We start from the raw sequence: 16,369 nt of genomic DNA, 5'->3' as shown, positions 1-16,369 counted from the left end.
AGGCGCGGTACGCGTGAGCAGCTACGAGGCCCGCTTCAAGGTGTGGCGCGGAGATGTGAAGGGCGGCGGCCTGAAGGACTTCGAGGTCGAGGTCAACGACGGCGAGGTGGTGCTGGACATCATCCACCGGCTCCAGGCCACCCAGGCCCCCGACCTCGCCGTGCGCTGGAACTGCAAGGCGGGCAAGTGCGGTTCGTGCTCGGCGGAGATCAACGGGCGGCCGCGGCTGATGTGCATGACGCGGATGTCGGTGTTCACCCCGGAGGAGACGATCACCGTCACACCCCTGCGCGCCTTCCCGGTCGTACGGGATCTGGTGACCGACGTCGGCTTCAACTACGACAAGGCGCGGGAGGTCCCCGCCTTCGTACCGCCCGCCGGGGTCGGGCCCGGTGAGTACCGGATGATGCAGGAGGACGTCGACCGTTCGCAGGAGTTCCGCAAGTGCATCGAGTGCTTCCTGTGCCAGGACACCTGCCATGTAGTCCGTGACCACGAGGAGAACAAGCCGGCGTTCGCCGGACCGCGCTTCCTGATGCGGGTGGCGGAGCTGGACATGCACCCGCTGGACGCGGCGGCGGAGTCCGGCCTGGACCGCAAGCGCACGGCCCAGGAGGAGCACGGCCTCGGCTACTGCAACATCACCAAGTGCTGCACGGAGGTCTGCCCCGAAGGCATCAAGATCACGGACAACGCGCTGATCCCGCTGAAGGAGCGGGCCGTCGACCGCAAGTACGACCCGTTGGTGTGGCTGGGCTCGAAGATCGGCAGGCGGAGCAACTAGGGCGACTTCACGCCGTCCCTGTCCACGCGCGTCCTGCCGTCATCGCTCTTCGGTGTCCGGCAGGACCGCGGCGCGGCTGCCCGGGCGCTGCCCCAGTATCTGGGCCGTCTGGCCCACGAGGAACAGGGCCATCCCGCCCAGGGCGTAAGGCGTCATGTCGGCGTCGGGTCCGCGGAACGGTCCGAGGAACATGAACAGCGACATGCCGACGGCCCCCGCCAGCGCGCCCCATCCCCACAGCTTCGGGCGCACGACCCGGCCGCGGAACCACGACGGAGTCCAGTACAGCGTGATGGCCGCGATCCCGAATCCGGCCTGCGCGGCGACGGCCAGCGCGGCGAACCCCACCAGATACCAGTGCCAGTGCATCGCTCCCCCGGTCCCCTGTTCCCCCGCGTCCCTGCTTGAGCACGCCGCTCGATCATGGCATGCGGGGTCACGGCGGTCATCCCCCCTTTCCGCGGTCCGCGGTCCGCGGTCCCTCGGTCTCCGGTCGGCGAGGGCCCCCGGGATCGGGACCCTCGCACCCCGTCTGTACGCCCCCGTATCTCCCGTACCCCGGGTGCCGCCAACTCCCCGTATACCGGTCGCGGAGGCGCTCGAACGGCCATACGCTCCCAAATGTGACGCCGTCCCAGAGTCGAAGCCGGTCGCGCCGGACCCCGTCGCACACGGCCGTGCGGGTGGCGCACGCCGTGCTCGGAGGGCTGGTCGCGGCGAGCTGGCTGATACTGCCGCCGGCGCGGGCTGGAGCCGACGACCCGGCCGCCGTGGCGCGGAGCGCGGGGGCCACCGCCGCGCCGGCCGCTGCCCCGCAGGACGGGACGGCGACCGGCGATCTCGTGCCGCCCCTGGTCGCGGTCGGTGCCGCGGGTGCGCTGGCGGCGTACGCGTACACGCGCCGCAGACGGCGGGCGACGACCCGGACGACACCCGGCGGCGACCCCGAGGTCGTACCCCTGCACGAACTCGACCGGCGGGCAAGGCAGTTGCTCGTCGAGATCGACGACTGCGTACGCGTCTGCGCCGAGGAGCTGAGTCTCGCCGCCGACCGGTCGGCGGGTGACGCGATCGAACCGTTCGTGTACGACCTGCGGCACGCGGAGGCCGAACTCGCCGCGGCCTTCCGGCTGCTGCAGCGCCTGGACGAGGCGGAGGCGAGTGGCGCGATCCCGGCCGAGGACGACACCAGGGAGATCCTGGAGGAGATCGTCGCCCGGTGCCAGGACGCCGGCCGGCGGCTGGACGAGGCGGCTCCGGGGTTCGACCAGATCCGGGCGCTGGAGCGGAACGCGGTGGCCGCCGTGGAGTCCGCCGAGTTCCGCTTCCGGGAGGTCGCCGCGCGCACCCCGGCCGCCGAGGCCACGATCGCCGATCTCCACAAGCGGTACGCCTCCGCCACCTCGCTCCCGGTCGTCGGCGACGCCGAACAGGCGAAGGACCGGCTCGTGTTCGCCACGTTCCATCTCAACCAGGCCCGGCAGTACGCGGACCGGGGCGACGGCGCCAAGGCGGCCGCCCATCTGCGGGCCGCGGAGGGGGCATTGGGTCAGGCGGCCGACCTGGTGAACGGCGTGGACCGGCTGGCGGGCGAACTGGCCTCGGCGGCGGCGGAGTTGCCCCGGGCGCTGGCGGCGGTGGAGGCCGTTCGAGAGGCGGCCCGCAGACTCCCGCCGGACCGTTCTGCCGGGCTCGTCGGGCAGTTGGGGCACACGGAGGCGGTTCTCTCCCGGGTGCGTCACGAGAGGGCGGCCGGGCCGCACGATCCGCTGGACGCGCTGCGCCGGGTGATGGAGGCCGCCGCGGGCCTCGCGGAGGCAGCGGGCGGTGACGTGCCCGACGGGCGCGCCCTGGCGCTGCTGCCCGCCCGCAGCGCCCTCGCCGGGGCGTCCTGCTTCATCGGCACGCACCGCGGAGTGGTCGGCAGCGAGGCCCGGACCCGGCTGGCCGAGGCGGAACGGCTGCTCGGGCCGGGGGCCGCCGGCCTGTCCGATGTACGGAGGGCCGACAACCTCGCCCGGGAGGCCCGACGGCTGGCCGAGCGGGACGTACGGGCGTACGGCAATCCCGCGGGCGGCCGCGGGGGCGCCGGGGCGGGCGGCGCGGTGCTGGGCGGAATCCTCCTGAGCGACGGAGAGGGCGGCCCGATGAGCTACGGCGGCCCGCGCACCGGCGGCCGCCGGGCGGCCTCCCTCACCTGAGCGCGCAAGCCGAGAAGGCCCGCACCGGCCCTCCAGCCACGCAAGCCCCCGGGCCCGACGCCGCCCCGCTCGCGCCGCCCAGGCCAAACCCGGCCTCGCCCCGGCGTCCCCGGGCCACGGAGATCACGGCCGCCCCCTCGGCATGCCGACGCTCGGCGAGCGCGTCCGAGCGGGCGTTCACAGCGGCGTAGTTGCCCTGTCCGAGCCCCCGCGAACCTCCCGCCCTCAGCCCTCAGCCCTCAGCCCTCAGCCCTCAGCCCTCAGAACAGGCTGAGCAATGCCTCCGCCGGGTCGGTGAGGCCCGTTTCTCCGTCCGGCAGGGGGAGTTCGAACCACACGGTCTTCCCGCGCGGGGTCCGGCGGGAGCCCCAGCCCGCGGAGAGCAGGCCGACGAGTTGCAGGCCCCGCCCGCCCTCGTCGGTGTCGCGGGCGCGGCGTCGGCGCGGCTGGACGAGGCCGGCGTCCCAGACCTCGCAGACGAGAGTGCGGTCGAGGAGCAGCCGCAGCCTGATCTCGCCCTCGCCGTACCGCAGGGCGTTCGTCACCAACTCGCTGACCAGCAGTTCCGTCGTGTCGACGAGCGGCTCCAGGTCCCAGGCGACGAGCTGGGTGCGCGCGTACTCACGGGCCCGTCCCACGCTGCGCGGTTCGCGCGGCAGGGTCCAGTCGCCGACGGAGTCGGCGGGCAGCCCCTGGACGCGTGCCATGAGCAGGGCGATGTCGTCCTCGCCGTGGTGGGTGTCGAGGGTGTTGAGGACGTGGTCGCAGACGTCCTCCAGCGGCCGGGAGGGATCGGTGAGGGCGCCCACGAACGCCTGCAGGCCCTCGTCGAGGGGGTGGTCGCGCGATTCGACCAGTCCATCCGTGTAGAGCGCCAGAAGCGCACCTTCGGGTAGTTCGACCTCCACCTCCTCGAAGGGCTCGCCGCCCACTCCGAGCGGCATCCCGGGCGGCACGTCGAGCATCAGCGCGCTCTCGCCGGGCTCGACCAGCACGGGGGGCAGATGGCCCGCGTTGGCGAAGGTGCAGCGGCGGGTCACCGAGTCGTAGACGGCGTACACGCAGGTCGCGAGGTACACCTCGGAGAGGTCGGCGTCGCGGGGCTGGCGGGCCGTACGGGTGGCCTGCTGGACCCCTCCGGGGGTGCCGAGGCCGCGCGCGATCTCGTCCAGCGCCGAGAGGACCTCGGCGGGTTCGAGGTCGAGCAGGGCCAAGGTGCGTACCGCGGTGCGGAGTTCGCCCATCGCGACCGCGGCGCGCAGTCCGCGGCCCATCACGTCGCCCACCACGAGCGCCGTGCGGTGGCCGGGGAGTTCGATGACGTCGAACCAGTCGCCGCCGACCTCCGTCGCCGCGTTGCCCGGCAGATAGCGGCACGCGATGTCGAGACCGGAGGCCTCGGGGTCGCCCGGGGGCAGCAGCGACCGCTGCAGGATGAGGGCGCGTTCGTGCTCGCGGCGGTACAGGCGCGCGTTGTCGATGCAGACGGCCGCGCGGGCGGCCAGTTCCACGGCGAGGGCGCGGTCGCGTTCCCCGAAGGGCTCGCTGCCCTTCGTACGCGAGAACTGGGCGAGTCCGACGACGGTGTCGTGGGCGACCATCGGGACCGCGAGCGTGGACTGGATGAGACCGCCCTCATCGGCGGGGATGTGCTGCGGCCGCGCGGTGCGCAGGGCGTCCGCGCAGGGCGAGTTGAACGGGTAGTGGTGGACCGCGCCGACGGCCACGGGCGCCGGACCGCCGACGAAGGGCGCGTCGGAGACGGCGCTGGCGAAGGCGACCCGGCGGAGTTCGGCACTGCCGTCCGCGAGGCCCGGCGGGGCCTCGTCGCCGGCCAGCAGACCCTGGTACAGGTCGACCGTCGCGAGGTCGCAGAAGCCGGGGACCACGACGTCGAGGAGTTCGCGTGCCGTGGTCTCCAGGTCGAGGGAGTTGCCTATGCGGGCGCCCGCCTCGTTCAGAAGGGCGAGATTTCGCCGTGCGGCGGCCGCTTCGCGGGCGGCGGCGCGGCGGGAGGTGATGTCGGTTCCGAGCCAGGCGATACCGATGGGGCGCCCGCTGCCGCTGTGCACCCGGTAGAGGTTGATGGACCAGTGGCGGCGCTCGTCGGAGCCGGGCACCTGCCCGGTGACGTGCATGTCCGTGATCGAGTCGCCGGTCTCCAGGACCCGGCGCAGGATCGCCGTCACCCGCTCGGCCTCGGCGCGCGGGAGATAGTCGTGGACACCCTTGCCGCGGTGGTCGTCGACGCTGCCGCCGAAGATGGAGGCGAACCGCTGGTTGGCGCGCCGGACCCGGAGGTCCGTGTCGATCAGCAGGAATCCGAAAGGAGATTGACCGAAAATCGCCTGCGAGGCGGCGAGGTCCGTCTCGATGGTGCGCAGGGTACGGACGTCCACGACGATGCACAGGGCGGCCCGCTCGCCGTGTTCGGTCGTGGTCGGCATCACGTAGACCTCGGCGAGGCCCTCGGTGCCCCCGGGGTCCGCGGCACCCTCACCGGCGTCCTCGGAGGGGGGCGTCCTGAAGGGCACCAGACCGGTCCACTCGCGGCCGTCCAGGATCTCCGCCATCTTCCGCTGACCGGACGCACGCCGGTCGGCGGGGACGAACACCTCGATGGGATCCATGCCGACGGCCCGCTCCGCGGAGATCCCGAAGATCTGCTCGGCCCGCCGACTCCACTGGTCGACCAGCCCGTCGGCGCCGATGGAGAACGAGGCGGCCTTGATGTAGTCGTAGATCGAACCGGGTGGACTGCTCTGCCACATCGCGTCACCCGGCACCTCGCCGACCGCGTCACCGGCCAGGTCGGCCACCGCGCCGTCGGCCTCCTCGCCCGTGGCCCCGCCGCCGGTCACCCCGGGAACCGTGCGCGCCAAATCGCCCGCCGCATCAGCCCTCGCGCCGTCCGACGGGTCCTCGGACTCCGTGGCCTTCGCTGGTATCTCGCTCACGCGAACCGTCCCCTCCAGCTCACCGCGTCCGGCACCGGTCACCGGGGGCGGCTGCCCGCAGTATCCAGCACTACGGCGCCGCACGACACGGTGTTCACGATCACAGCACGGTCCCGATGGTTTTTGGACCGGCCGCGACATACTTCCAGTCTTCTAACCAGGTGGCGCCCGGTCGAATCAAACAAGGGGACACCCGTCGGGGTCATGATCCGGCCGGTCGCCGCGCGGTCGCCGGAACCGTCCGCGTCTCAGCCCGGCACGGCCAGCTCGAACCAGACCGTCTTGCCGGTGTCCGCGGGCCGGGTGCCCCAGCGTCTGCACGAGCCGGCCACGAGCTGGAGTCCGCGGCCGCTCTCGTCGGAGGTGTCGGCGGCCCGTTCGCGGGGCGGGTCCGGCAGCGGGTCGGAGACCTCGACGCGCAGAGCCCCCGGCACACCCTCGGGACGGACGAGCCGGACGCCGATCGGGCCCGTCGCGTGCCGCAGCGAGTTCGTCACCAGTTCACTGACCAGCAGCGCGGCGATGTCACCGAGGGAGTCGAGATCCCATGCGCGCAGCTGTCCCCGGACGACGGCGCGGGCGGTGCGGACGGCACCGGGCTCCGCGGGAAAGGTCCACTCTGCGCAGTCGCCTTCGGTGTCGATCAAGCCGATCACTTCCCAGACCAGGAACCCACCCATGTCCGGTTTCGTGGGATTAATGGGCACATACCCGATATCCGTGACGCCTTACCGCACTCGGGGGCACACTATGGCGCGAACGGCGTACGAATTCCGCACCCGGCTCGTCACGCGCCCGGATCGAGCCACGGCAGTGCGCCCTTGACCGCCGGTACGTCCTGGTCCAGCCAGTCCACGTCCCAGACCTCTTCGGGGGTCAGCCAGCGCAGCTCGTCGTGGTCCTGGAGAGCTCCGGGTTCGGCCGAGCCTGGCAGCAGCCGGGCGGCCCACACCACGAGGACGTATCCCGGCTTCAGGGGCCACTCGCCGGGGACGCGCTCCAGCACCTCCGTGTCGACGCCGAGCTCTTCGCGCAACTCGCGCACGAGGGCGCGCTCGGGGGTCTCGCCGGGCTCGACCTTGCCGCCCGGCAGTTCCCAGCGCCCGGCGAGTTCGGGGGGTGCGCTGCGGCGGGCGGCGAGCAGGCGCCCGCCGCGCACCAGGGCGCCGGCGACCACCACGATCCGTTCCGTCATGCGCCGGAGCCTACGGGAGCGTGGCCGGGTCCCGGGCGGGATGGATCAGCGGGTTCCGTTCTACCCGATCCGCTCGACCCAGTAGAGCTGTTTGTGCCCGCGGCCGTCGAGGCTGTCCGCGATCTTCTGAGCCTCCGCGCGGGTCGCGTACCTGCCCACGCGATAGCGATTGCCGTTGTCGTCCTGCCGTATGACGAGCCAGGGAAGAGCGATCGTGCTGTCGTTCATCGAGCCCCTCCGCTTCCCGCCCCGGGCCCCCGCCGAACCCCGCATTCCAAGGAAACCGCAATCCGCATATGCCCGAGCCTACGCCTAACCTTCACGCAGCGAATACGGCTTTTCACAAAGAGGTACGCAACCGGCCAGTAAGGAACGCCGACCCGGGGGGCGCACGCCGTCGAACACGCCGCCCCCGACTCCCCGCGCGCCCCCGAACAGGGCGAAGCCCTTTCCCGGCCCGCCAGTTGAGAAAGGCCAGATTCCAACCGGGCGCACGGGTCGCCCCGTTGAGGCACCGGCGGTCCGCACAGGACCGCCGGTCAGGGCGCACGCCCGAGGTCCGGACGCCATGCCGTACGCGAAGAGGTCGCGCGAAAAGCCGTACGAAAGGCCGTACGGGATACCGCTCGAAGGTGACGCGCGGTCACTTCACCGGCAGGTGGTAGGCGATCCGGTACCGGTCGGCCGGGACCACCACGTCCGCCGTCTCCACCGGACGGCCGGAGGCGTAGAAGGTGCGCTGGATGACGACGACCACATGCCCGGGCACACCGCCCAGCGCGAGGAGTTCCTCGGCGAGGCCGGGGCGCGCCCCCACTTCCTCGGTGACGTTGTCCACGATCACGTCGATGGCCGCCATGCGCTCGACGACACCCATGCCGCCGAGCGGACCCTCCTCGGGGAGCATCACCGGCGTACGCCCCGTGACGGCGAGCGGCTCCCACGACGTGGAGAGCATCATCGCCTCGCCGCCGTCCCGGTAGACGTAGTTCGTGCACATCACACGGTCGCCCGGCTGGACGGCCAGCCGCTCGGCGATCGCGCCGCTCGCCTCGACCTGCCGACTGTGGGACTCCCAGGTGCCGCGCACGGCGAGGTCGGCCTGCTCCTGGCGGAAGGGGGTGGTACCGCTGTCCGGCCGGTATCCGGACCGGGCCACGCGGCGCGGCACCGGCCGCTCCCGCACATAGGTGCCCGAACCGGAGCGGCCCTCGACCAGACCCTCGGCCATCAGGACCTTGCGCGCCTCCAGGGCGACCGTGTCCGAGACGCCGTACTCCTCGCGGATTCTGGCCTGCGAGGGGAGTCGGGTGTGCGGTGGCAGCGAGCCGTCGACGATCTTCTTGCGGAGATCACCCGCGACACGCAAGTACGCCGGCTGCTCACCGAAAGTCACTTAGCCGCTCCCATCAGGTTGTACAGACAGCAACAGCGTGGCAACCGTGGGTTGTGCCATGCAAGCAAAGGCCAGAGAATCACTCGATGTGATGACGCAGCCCCTTGAGGGCATTACGCAGGCACTTTCTCCCCACTGTGGCCGCCGTCACACCTCGATCCCGGTGCCGCCTTCGCCGCCGTTCTGGCCGCCCCCGCCGTTGTCGTACTTCGGCGGGGTGGTGGCGAGCCCCAGAGCCTTGCGGGTGGTGACCGTCTTCTTGGGGTCGATGAGCTTCAGGGCCTTGTCGTAGTGCGCGGAGAAGGTGTCCACGTCCGGCGCGGCGGCGGCCTTCGCCCACTCCTTGCGGGACCGGTCGAGGTCCTTGACCAGGACCGCGACGCGCTCGCTCGCGGCCGGGGCGAACGTGTGGCCGCGGAGCAGGCCCGCCTGCGTGGTGAGCGCGCCCGAGACCCGGGTCGCCCACTCCTTGTGGCCCGGCAGATCGTCCTCGACGTACGCCTCGTCGGGAGCCGAGTCCATCGCCCTGTTGAGGATCCGCGCGGCCTTCAGATAGGCGAGCTGGTCCGCGTCGAGCGTCGTGGCGTCGTTGCGCAGGGAGCCGGTCAGGGTGCCCTGCGCGTCGGTGTTCCCGAACATGCAGGTGATCTCGCGGTCACCCGTGCGCCAGCTCTGCGGGGTCGGCGTGAAGTAGTAGACGTCGACGTCGTCCGGGACGGCCCAGCCGTCCATCGCGTACGTGTCGGCGAGCCCGTAGCACGTGTCGCCGGCTTCGGCGGAGATCGCGGAGTCGCCGGGGTAGGAGTCGCCGTGCGCCGCCGCCTCGGCGAACACCTCGGCGTCGTGCTTCCCGGCGCACGGCACGGTGTCGACGTCGTAGGCGAGGCCCTCCAGCGAGCCGCCCGGCGCGTCGAAGCACTCGCCCTTGTGCAGGGAGAACGAGCTTCCGGTGCCGCTCGCCCCCTCCTGGACACCGTTCACAAAATCGCGCGCGCCACCCGTGGCGACCATGAGCACGAGCAGCAGGACGCCGATCGACGACATCACCATGCCGCCCACCGCCATCCCCTTGCCGCGCTCGCCGCGCTTCTTGATCTGGACGAGCGCCACGATCCCGAGCACCAGCCCGACGGCGGGCAGGCAGCAGAGGATGCCGAGGACGAGCGACGCGATCGCGAACCCGTTGAAGGGCACGGGCCGGTTGTACGGGGAGTAGCCCTGCCCCCAGGGCTGGTACGGGCCGGCGTACAGGGGCTGCTGGTAGGGCCCCTGCTGGTGGGGGCCCTGGGGAGAGGGCCCCTGGGGGTACGGGGCATAGGGGGCGTACGGGGCGTGCGGGGCGTGCGGATATGGAGGCAGGGGTGCACCGGGCGCCCCCGGAGTGCCGGGCGGTGTCTCCGGAGCGCCCGACGGTGTCCCTGGCGGCGGGTACTGCCCCTCGGGCTGCTGCGGACCGGGCGGCGGAGGTATGGCCACGGGTTCCCTTGCTCCTCATCCACCTGCGGTGGAACTCACGTACGACTGCCGAATGACTGCGCGCATCGTAAGCGTGGCGCGACGCGGCCATGACAGCGGGCGTCCACTCGTGACGCTCCGTCACCCCCCGGCGCGTCTAACCTGCGCCTATGACTCCATTGCCGGACTGCTTCTGCCCGACGGACGGCACCCGTGTCCCGGCCGGCTCGCTCGCCTGGTGCTGCCCGGTCTGCCGCGGCCCGCTCGATCTGGACTTCGCCCCGACGCCGGCTCCGCTCACCTCCCTCACCGGGCGGGTGAACTCGCTGTGGCGGTACGCGGAGTGCCTGCCGCTGGCCGCGCCCACGGTCAGCCTCGGAGAGGGCCGCACTCCGCTGGTCCCGCTCCGCGAGGGCGTCTCGGCCAAGCTCGACTTCCTGATGCCGACGCTGTCGTTCAAGGACCGCGGGGCCGTGCTGCTGGCCGAGCTCGCGCTGCGGCTGGGGCCCCGGCAGGTGCTCGCGGACAGCAGCGGCAACGCGGGCACGGCGGTCGCCGCGTACTGCGCGCGGGCCGGACTGCCCTGCACCGTGTACGTCCCCGAGGGCACCTCCGCGAAGAAGCTGGAGCAGATCGAGGCGCACGGGGCGCGGCTGCGGGTGGTGGAGGGCGACCGCGAGGCGACGGCGCGCGCGGCACGCGAGGCGGCCGACGAGGACGGCGTGTTCTACGCCTCGCACGTGTTCAACCCGTACTTCCTGCACGGCACGAAGACGTACGTCCACGAACTCTGGGAGGACCTCGGCGGACGTCTGCCGGACGTCGTCGTGGTGCCGGTCGGCAACGGCACGCTGCTCCTGGGCGCCGCCCTCGCCGTGGCCGAACTGCACGCGGCGGGACTGATCGACCGCAGGCCCGCCCTGTACGCCGTCCAGTCCGCCGCGGTCGCCCCGCTGGCCCGCGCCTGGTCCGAGGGCGCCGACGACCTGGTCGGTGTCACCCCCATGGCGCCCACCTTCGCCGAGGGCATCGCGATCCCGCACCCGCTCCGGGCCCGCCAGATCCTGCGCGCGGTCCGCGCCTCCGGGGGCGCCTTCCTGACCGTGACGGAGGATCAGATCCGCCACGCGCAGACGGATCTCGCGGGGCGCGGGCTGTACGTGGAGTCCACGGGGGTGGCCTGCTGGGCGGCGGTCCGGGAGGGCGCGCTGGGCGGGCGCGAGGCCGTGGTGCCGCTGTGCGGGGCCGGGGTGAAGACGGGAATGGCGCGGGCGTGATCGCACAGGCCTGATCACGCGGTGGTCTTCGGCCACGCGGCCGGAGCGGGGATCCGGGCCGCGTGGCCGCGGAGGGGTCAGTCCGTGGCGTCGATCGGCTTGAGCAGCGTGCCCGCGGCGCGGACCGCGACGACCGGATGCTGGTTGGCCTTGAACAGGATGACCCGCTGATAGGTCCCGTCGGTGAACACCGGCGCGGGCTGGTGGTTGAGGATCTGCTCGAACATGCCGTCCTTCAGGGCGAAGACGACCTCGTCGTCGTGACCGGGGCCCAGCCGCTCGTGCCGCACGTCCTGCGGTGTGATGGTGATCCTCGTCGCCCGCAGCCCGCTGGGGTGGTGGAGGATGCGTTCGGTCCTCACCCTCGTCGTGCGGGCGTCGACCTTCACCGCGGCCACCGTCGAGACCGTGAGCTGGCGGTCGAACCCGTTGCCCTCCGGGTCCTGGCCGTCGGCGAAGACCTTCCAGCCGTACGTGCCGGCCTTGAACACCCGGCTGAACGTGTTGGTGTAGTCGCCGGTGCCGTCCTTGTCGTGCAGGAGGTCGGTGCCGTCCGCGAACAGACCGGGGGCCTGGTGGCGCGGCCACCGGGACCAGCCGTTGTGGCGCATCAGGTCGATGACACGCTGCTCGGCCGGCGGCGGGACGTCCCTGCCGCCCGGGTTCGCCGGTGCCGTGGCCGTCGGCGGCGGGGTCGCCGACAGCGCGGCGGCCGAGAGCGCCTCGCCCATGCCCACGGCGGGGGCGTCGAGTTCGGCGCGGACGACGGCGCCGAGGACGGGTGCCGCGTCACGGCGGATGCGGACCGTCAGGACCATGTCGTCGCCGGTCAGGTACGTCTGCTGGTCCAGCGTCAGCTCGGCCTTGAGGTGCAGGTCCTCATAGAGCAGCACCTGGTCCGGCGTCAGTGCCCGCGGCGCCTTGGTGGTGTCGTCCAGCAGGCTCACCCGCCATATGACCTCCCCCTCGGGCAGCTTGTCCGGCGCGCCGACGGACAGTGCCTGGTCCGTCGGCGACACGTTGGCTTCGGGCACCGTGACGGGCGGTGGGACGAACGCGGAGCCGTTCCACAGGTCGAGCGCGATGGTGCCGTCGGTCGGCGGGGCGATCACCGAGAGGACGACCCGGTCGGCGTCCGTGGTCCTGACGTAGACCCGGCCGGCCTCGCTGAGGATGGGGTCGGGCGCCTTGTCGCTCGGGACGGGCCGGTTGACCTCCTGGGAGAAGTGCAGCATGTCGGTGAACACCCCCGGCAGGCCGGCCGGGTCGAGGACGTTGGTGAATCCGGTGTCGGTGAGCTTCCTGAGCAGGTCGGCGTCGATGGTCGAGCCCAGGCCGATGACGTACATGCGCGCGGCGGCCAGGATCGTCTTCTTGGCGCCGATGACGCTGGTCAGCGCCTCGACCGTCCCGGACGGCGCGTCGTCCGGCACCTTGTCGCCGATGTAGTAGTGGCCCGCGTTCTGGAGCCCGTCGGTCATACAGACCAGGGTGAAACGCCGGTCGCCGATCGGCCCGGCCCTGTCGAGCAGGTCGAGGGCGGTGAACAGGCCGTCGCCGATGTTGGTGTTGTCGGCCGGTTGTCCCAGGTCGAGGGTGTTGATGTCCTTGCGCGCGTCCGCCAGTGCCGTGAGCGGCATCGCGATCCCGACCGCGTCGGAGACCGGCAGACCGTGCCAGCCGCCGGGGTCGGTGAACGTGACGATGCCGATCCGGTCCTGGTCGTTGACCCCCGCGCGGGCGTCGGCGATGAGGTGGACGAGGGCCCGGGTGGCGATGACCGCGTTGGTCCACTTCTCCTCGTCGGCCATGCTGCCCGAGCGGTCCAGCACCAGCACGATGTCCTGCGGACGGTGGCTGATCGTCAGTTGCTTGGGCTCGCTCACGTTGGTGAGGAAGCCGTCGGTGCCGTACGAGGTGGTGAGGGTCAGCGGGGCCGCGATCGTCCTGTACACGCCGGGAAGCGTCACGTCGAGCGTCGGGGTCGGGGTGGTCTCGTCCATGGGGAGGATCGCGAACTCGGCGTCGTGGTGCCAGAAGTAGCTCGGCGTGAACGCGTCCGGCGGCAGGTTGTCGGCCCCGAGCACGGTCGGCTCGCCGGCCACACCGGCCGCGTCGTCGGCCATCAGCGTGATGTGATCCTGTTCCAGCGCCGTCCCCGGGTCCTGGACGACCGCGCGCGGGTCGCAGATCACGTAGTCGACCAGGGCGCTGGTGTCGGAGAACCGGATGTCCCACTGGTTCGGCGCGGTCCGGCTGCCGCGCAGGGTCCACGGGGAGCCCAGGGAGCCGAGGGTCTGGTTGGTGATCCGGCAGTTGACCAGGACGGTGCCGGTGTCGGTGTCCGGGCTGGCCGTGACGCCCACGGTGAAGTCGCCGACCGTCACCTCCTGGCCCGGCGGGACGGTCAGCAGGTTGATCGGAGCGTTGCCGGTGAGGGTGAGTTCGAGGATCGGGTCGGCGGCGGCGACACCGTAGGTGATGTTGACGGCCTTGGTGACCCCGGCGCCGATGTCCTGGTGGAAGTGCAGCACGAACGCTTTCGCGTCGCCGACCGTGTAGGAGTTGGTGGCCGGGACGGTGGACCTGGTGATGCGTGGCTGTGGCATGGAACGCCCTTCTCGGATGGCGGTGACGACCCGCCGTGTCAGATGGCGGTGATGACCCGTCGTGCGAACAGGTCGGTGTTGGTGGAGCCGTTGCGGTCGTTCGCCCAGACGGCCCAGATGCCCTGGCCCGGGACGGGGACCGCGGCCGGGAACCCGTCGTTGCCCGTGCTCGGGGCGAGCCGTTGCGGCGCGGTCCAGTCGCCGCTGGCCGCGTTGCGGCGGCGTACGACGACGTGGTTGGTGTTGTCGGAGAACTTCCGGGTGGACAGCAGCCAGATGGTGCCGTCGGTGTCCTGGACCGCGGCCGGCTGGCTGTCGTTGGCGTCCGTGCCCGAGACGGTGGCCGGACCGCTCCAGGTGCCCCCGCCGAACGTGAGCACGGACAGCCCGCTGCCGCTGTTGTAGAACACCATCGCCGAGGTGGCGCTGAACGCCAGGACGTGGATGTCGGTCGCCTGCCCGGTCTGCTGCGTACTGCTGCTGACGGTGTTGGTGACCGGGTTCAGCAGCACCGCGGTGAGCTTGGTGCCGTCGTGGAAGGCGATGAACACGACGTTCCCGGCCGACGCCGTGTGCACGGCCCGGCCGCCGGAGTTCGTCGCCAGTTGCACCGGCGCGGTGTCCGGGAAGGAGTTGTCGGTGTGCTTGTAGCGGAGGTAGGACCATTTGTCGGTGCTGCTGCCCGACTGGTCGAAGACGAAGACCACGAAGTCGCCCGCCAGGACCGCCTGCATCCGCTGGTCGGCGACGTTGGCGGTGGCCGCGATCGTCACCTCGCCCGCACCCGCGAGGGAGGCCAGCGGCCCCCGCTTCAGCTTCAGGTCGGCGTTCGGGTCCTCGGTCGCCGCGGTCTGGTAGGCGACCAGGAAGTCCCCGTTGGGCAGCATCAGCGCCGACGGAGCCGCGTGCACGCCGCCGGTGGTCAACGGCGTGGCAGCGACGCTCGTGAGGCCCGGGTTGGTCAGGTCGATCCGGGCCAGGGCCACCTGGCTGGTGCCCGACTGGCCGGACTGCCACACGATCACCAGACCGTTCGCGTTGTCCAGGAACACCGCTTTGCCGAGCAGGTCGGCGCCCGGACCGTTGGCGACGGCGATCTCGCCCGTGGTGGGGAGCTGGCCGGCAAGCAGCGCGTTGATCGCGGCGCGCAGGCTGATCAGCGGACGGTTGACACCGCCGCGGTAGTCGAACGGGTCGACGCCCACGGTGTCGGCGATCAGGTGCGCCGGTGGCAGCAGCAGCCGCCGCTGGCGCTTGTCCGCGATGTTCGACGGGGCGATGAGGGCGGTGGCGGCCGGGCGGGTGAGCCCGGCGAGCGCGGTGTAGGAGTGCCCGGCCAGGAAGTCGGAGGACCCGGCCGCGGGCACGGCGGCCCCCACGCGCACCACCCACTCGCGCTTGATCCGGGCGCACGACTCGACGCCGAGCGCGGGCAGGATCAGGTTCGGGTCGTCGTCGGGGGTGACCAGGTGCTCCCATACGTCCAGGTAGGCGACCAGGACCGTGGCCGTGCCCGGTGTGGTGAGGGCCGGTACGACGGGCACGCCGAGCTTCGCCGCCAGGGCCGCGGCGCCGGGCTGCGACGCGTGCAGCGGCTGGGCCGAGAACGCCAGATCGGTCGTGATCATGACGTCCAGACCGTCGACGATGATCCGGCCGGTGTGCGCGAGCGCGGTGTCCAGCTCACCGCCGCTGCCCCCGGCCGGGGCACCGGCGCCGATGGTGAAGTCGTTGCTCAGGCCGCCGGTGATCTGGAACCCGTTGGTGCCCTCGGGCACGCCGTCGCCGACGTACCACTTGAGGAACGCCCTGAGCTCGAACTTGCGGACGTCGTCCAGTTCGTTGAGGTCCGAGTCGACTATGGGAACGCCCTGCTGCAGCCGCACGTTCACGTACCGCAGCAGCGGGTGGAACGTGCTGGAGGTCATCGAGGCCATGGGTTCTCCGCTTCAGAACGTCAGCCAGACGGTCCGCTGCAACGTGCTCGCGGGATCCTTGGCGATGACGGGGTGGGTGACGTAGTTGACGAGCACGGTGGTCCCGTCCAGGCTCGCGATCAGGCCGAACTCGCGCAGATTGCCGCTGACGTGGTTCGCGTCCGGCCAGTTCGGCACGCCGGGCCCGAGGGTCGCCTGGATCTGCAGCCGGTTGGTGGGCGTGGCGGACACGGCCGCCGAGTCGAGGAAGTCCATCCGCAGGTCCGCCGCGGCGACGGTGTGCGGGTGCGGGTCGACCAGCGCGGTCTGCGCGCCGCCGGCCGGCGGCGGACCGGCGCCGTCCCACTGGCTCAGCCCGGCTCCGACCCGCAGGCCGAGCAGCCCGGTCGACCCGGGTGTGCCGCGCAGCATGGTGGCCAGCAGCCGGCGGCAGTCCCCGACGATCGTGTTGGACCGCCAGCCGTGGTCCCACACCACCCCGCCCGCGGCGTCGTACAGGACGTCGCGGTACTGACCGTGCAGCCGACCGGCCGGGTACTCGCTTGCGGACATGTGCGC

14 protein-coding genes are annotated in these 16,369 nt (G+C 72.0%); 3 read left to right on the top strand and 11 right to left on the bottom strand.

All coding sequences use genetic code 11. From position 1 onward, the window contains the following. Positions 1 to 13: 13 nt before the first annotated feature. Entirely contained in the window at positions 14 to 784 is a 771-nt protein-coding gene (locus tag ACIQRL_RS19815) for a succinate dehydrogenase/fumarate reductase iron-sulfur subunit (protein ID WP_401332907.1), read from the top strand. 39 nt (positions 785 to 823) lie between these two features. Here the strand turns inward: ACIQRL_RS19815 and ACIQRL_RS19810 are convergent, their stop codons facing one another. Then, positions 824 to 1,153 carry a hypothetical protein gene (locus ACIQRL_RS19810; RefSeq protein ID WP_401332905.1) on the bottom strand — a complete coding sequence of 110 codons (330 nt, stop codon included), beginning with the start codon at positions 1,151 to 1,153 and terminating at the stop codon, positions 824 to 826. A gap of 254 nt (positions 1,154 to 1,407) precedes the next feature. On the opposite strand from ACIQRL_RS19810, the gene ACIQRL_RS19805 reads away from it, so the two are divergent. Then, complete coding sequence (locus ACIQRL_RS19805; protein WP_401332903.1) at positions 1,408 to 2,985, top strand: hypothetical protein; 1,578 nt, start codon at positions 1,408 to 1,410, stop codon at positions 2,983 to 2,985. Here the strand turns inward: ACIQRL_RS19805 and ACIQRL_RS19800 are convergent. The 7 genes from ACIQRL_RS19800 to ACIQRL_RS19770 form a co-directional block, all read right to left on the bottom strand. Then, a complete protein-coding gene (locus tag ACIQRL_RS19800; RefSeq protein WP_401333381.1) occupies positions 2,978 to 3,214 on the bottom strand; it encodes a KR domain-containing protein in 237 nt (78 codons plus the stop codon). The genes ACIQRL_RS19805 and ACIQRL_RS19800 overlap by 8 nt on opposite strands. 31 nt (positions 3,215 to 3,245) lie before the next feature. After that, positions 3,246 to 5,942: a SpoIIE family protein phosphatase gene (locus ACIQRL_RS19795; RefSeq protein ID WP_401332901.1), complete on the bottom strand. Its 2,697-nt coding sequence runs from the start codon at positions 5,940 to 5,942 to the stop codon at positions 3,246 to 3,248. Between the two features lie 248 nt (positions 5,943 to 6,190). Further along, complete coding sequence (locus tag ACIQRL_RS19790; RefSeq protein WP_401332899.1) at positions 6,191 to 6,622, bottom strand: ATP-binding protein; 432 nt, start codon at positions 6,620 to 6,622, stop codon at positions 6,191 to 6,193. A 107-nt stretch (positions 6,623 to 6,729) separates the two neighbouring features. Beyond that, a complete protein-coding gene (locus ACIQRL_RS19785) occupies positions 6,730 to 7,137 on the bottom strand; it encodes a (deoxy)nucleoside triphosphate pyrophosphohydrolase (RefSeq protein WP_401332897.1) in 408 nt (135 codons plus the stop codon). 60 nt (positions 7,138 to 7,197) lie between these two features. Next, the gene (locus ACIQRL_RS19780) at positions 7,198 to 7,365 is read right to left on the bottom strand and encodes an SPOR domain-containing protein (protein WP_401332895.1); all 168 of its coding nucleotides are present in this window, start codon (positions 7,363 to 7,365) and stop codon (positions 7,198 to 7,200) included. A 415-nt stretch (positions 7,366 to 7,780) separates the two neighbouring features. Then, positions 7,781 to 8,533, bottom strand: a complete 753-nt coding sequence (locus tag ACIQRL_RS19775; protein WP_401332893.1) for a GntR family transcriptional regulator — start codon at positions 8,531 to 8,533, stop codon at positions 7,781 to 7,783. A 147-nt stretch (positions 8,534 to 8,680) separates the two neighbouring features. Beyond that, positions 8,681 to 10,009 (bottom strand): DUF4190 domain-containing protein, encoded by a 1,329-nt coding sequence (locus ACIQRL_RS19770; protein WP_401332891.1) that lies wholly within the window; start codon positions 10,007 to 10,009, stop codon positions 8,681 to 8,683. A 149-nt stretch (positions 10,010 to 10,158) separates the two neighbouring features. On the opposite strand from ACIQRL_RS19770, the gene ACIQRL_RS19765 reads away from it, so the two are divergent. After that, on the top strand, positions 10,159 to 11,265 hold the full coding sequence (locus ACIQRL_RS19765) for a threonine synthase (protein WP_401332889.1): 1,107 nt from the start codon (positions 10,159 to 10,161) through the stop codon (positions 11,263 to 11,265). A gap of 77 nt (positions 11,266 to 11,342) precedes the next feature. Here ACIQRL_RS19765 and ACIQRL_RS19760 read toward each other — a convergent pair whose 3' ends face one another. From ACIQRL_RS19760 to ACIQRL_RS19750, 3 genes are read right to left on the bottom strand one after another with little or no spacing between them, the layout of a single operon-like run. Then, positions 11,343 to 13,874, bottom strand: a complete 2,532-nt coding sequence (locus tag ACIQRL_RS19760) for a VWA domain-containing protein (RefSeq protein ID WP_401332887.1) — start codon at positions 13,872 to 13,874, stop codon at positions 11,343 to 11,345. 38 nt (positions 13,875 to 13,912) lie between these two features. Beyond that, a complete protein-coding gene (locus tag ACIQRL_RS19755; protein WP_401332885.1) occupies positions 13,913 to 15,811 on the bottom strand; it encodes a DUF6519 domain-containing protein in 1,899 nt (632 codons plus the stop codon). A gap of 12 nt (positions 15,812 to 15,823) precedes the next feature. Further along, complete coding sequence (locus ACIQRL_RS19750) at positions 15,824 to 16,363, bottom strand: hypothetical protein (RefSeq protein ID WP_401332884.1); 540 nt, start codon at positions 16,361 to 16,363, stop codon at positions 15,824 to 15,826. Between the last annotated feature and the right edge of the window lie 6 nt (positions 16,364 to 16,369).

This window comes from Streptomyces sp. NPDC091209 (assembly GCF_044757755.1).
Classification (GTDB): domain Bacteria; phylum Actinomycetota; class Actinomycetes; order Streptomycetales; family Streptomycetaceae; genus Streptomyces.
This window is presented reverse-complemented; position numbering and strand designations above follow the sequence as displayed.

Bases quoted from the DNA above. Each gene is read 5' to 3' on its own strand.
- ACIQRL_RS19810 (WP_401332905.1), bottom strand. From the start codon at position 1,153: ATGCACTGGCACTGGTATCTGGTGGGGTTCGCCGCGCTGGCCGTCGCC.
- ACIQRL_RS19765 (WP_401332889.1), top strand. From the start codon at position 10,159: ATGACTCCATTGCCGGACTGCTTCTGCCCGACGGACGGCACCCGTGTC.
- ACIQRL_RS19790 (WP_401332899.1), bottom strand. From the start codon at position 6,622: ATGGGTGGGTTCCTGGTCTGGGAAGTGATCGGCTTGATCGACACCGAA.
- ACIQRL_RS19750 (WP_401332884.1), bottom strand. From the start codon at position 16,363: ATGTCCGCAAGCGAGTACCCGGCCGGTCGGCTGCACGGTCAGTACCGC.
- ACIQRL_RS19760 (WP_401332887.1), bottom strand. From the start codon at position 13,874: ATGCCACAGCCACGCATCACCAGGTCCACCGTCCCGGCCACCAACTCC.
- ACIQRL_RS19755 (WP_401332885.1), bottom strand. From the start codon at position 15,811: ATGGCCTCGATGACCTCCAGCACGTTCCACCCGCTGCTGCGGTACGTG.
- ACIQRL_RS19780 (WP_401332895.1), bottom strand. From the start codon at position 7,365: ATGAACGACAGCACGATCGCTCTTCCCTGGCTCGTCATACGGCAGGAC.
- ACIQRL_RS19785 (WP_401332897.1), bottom strand. From the start codon at position 7,137: ATGACGGAACGGATCGTGGTGGTCGCCGGCGCCCTGGTGCGCGGCGGG.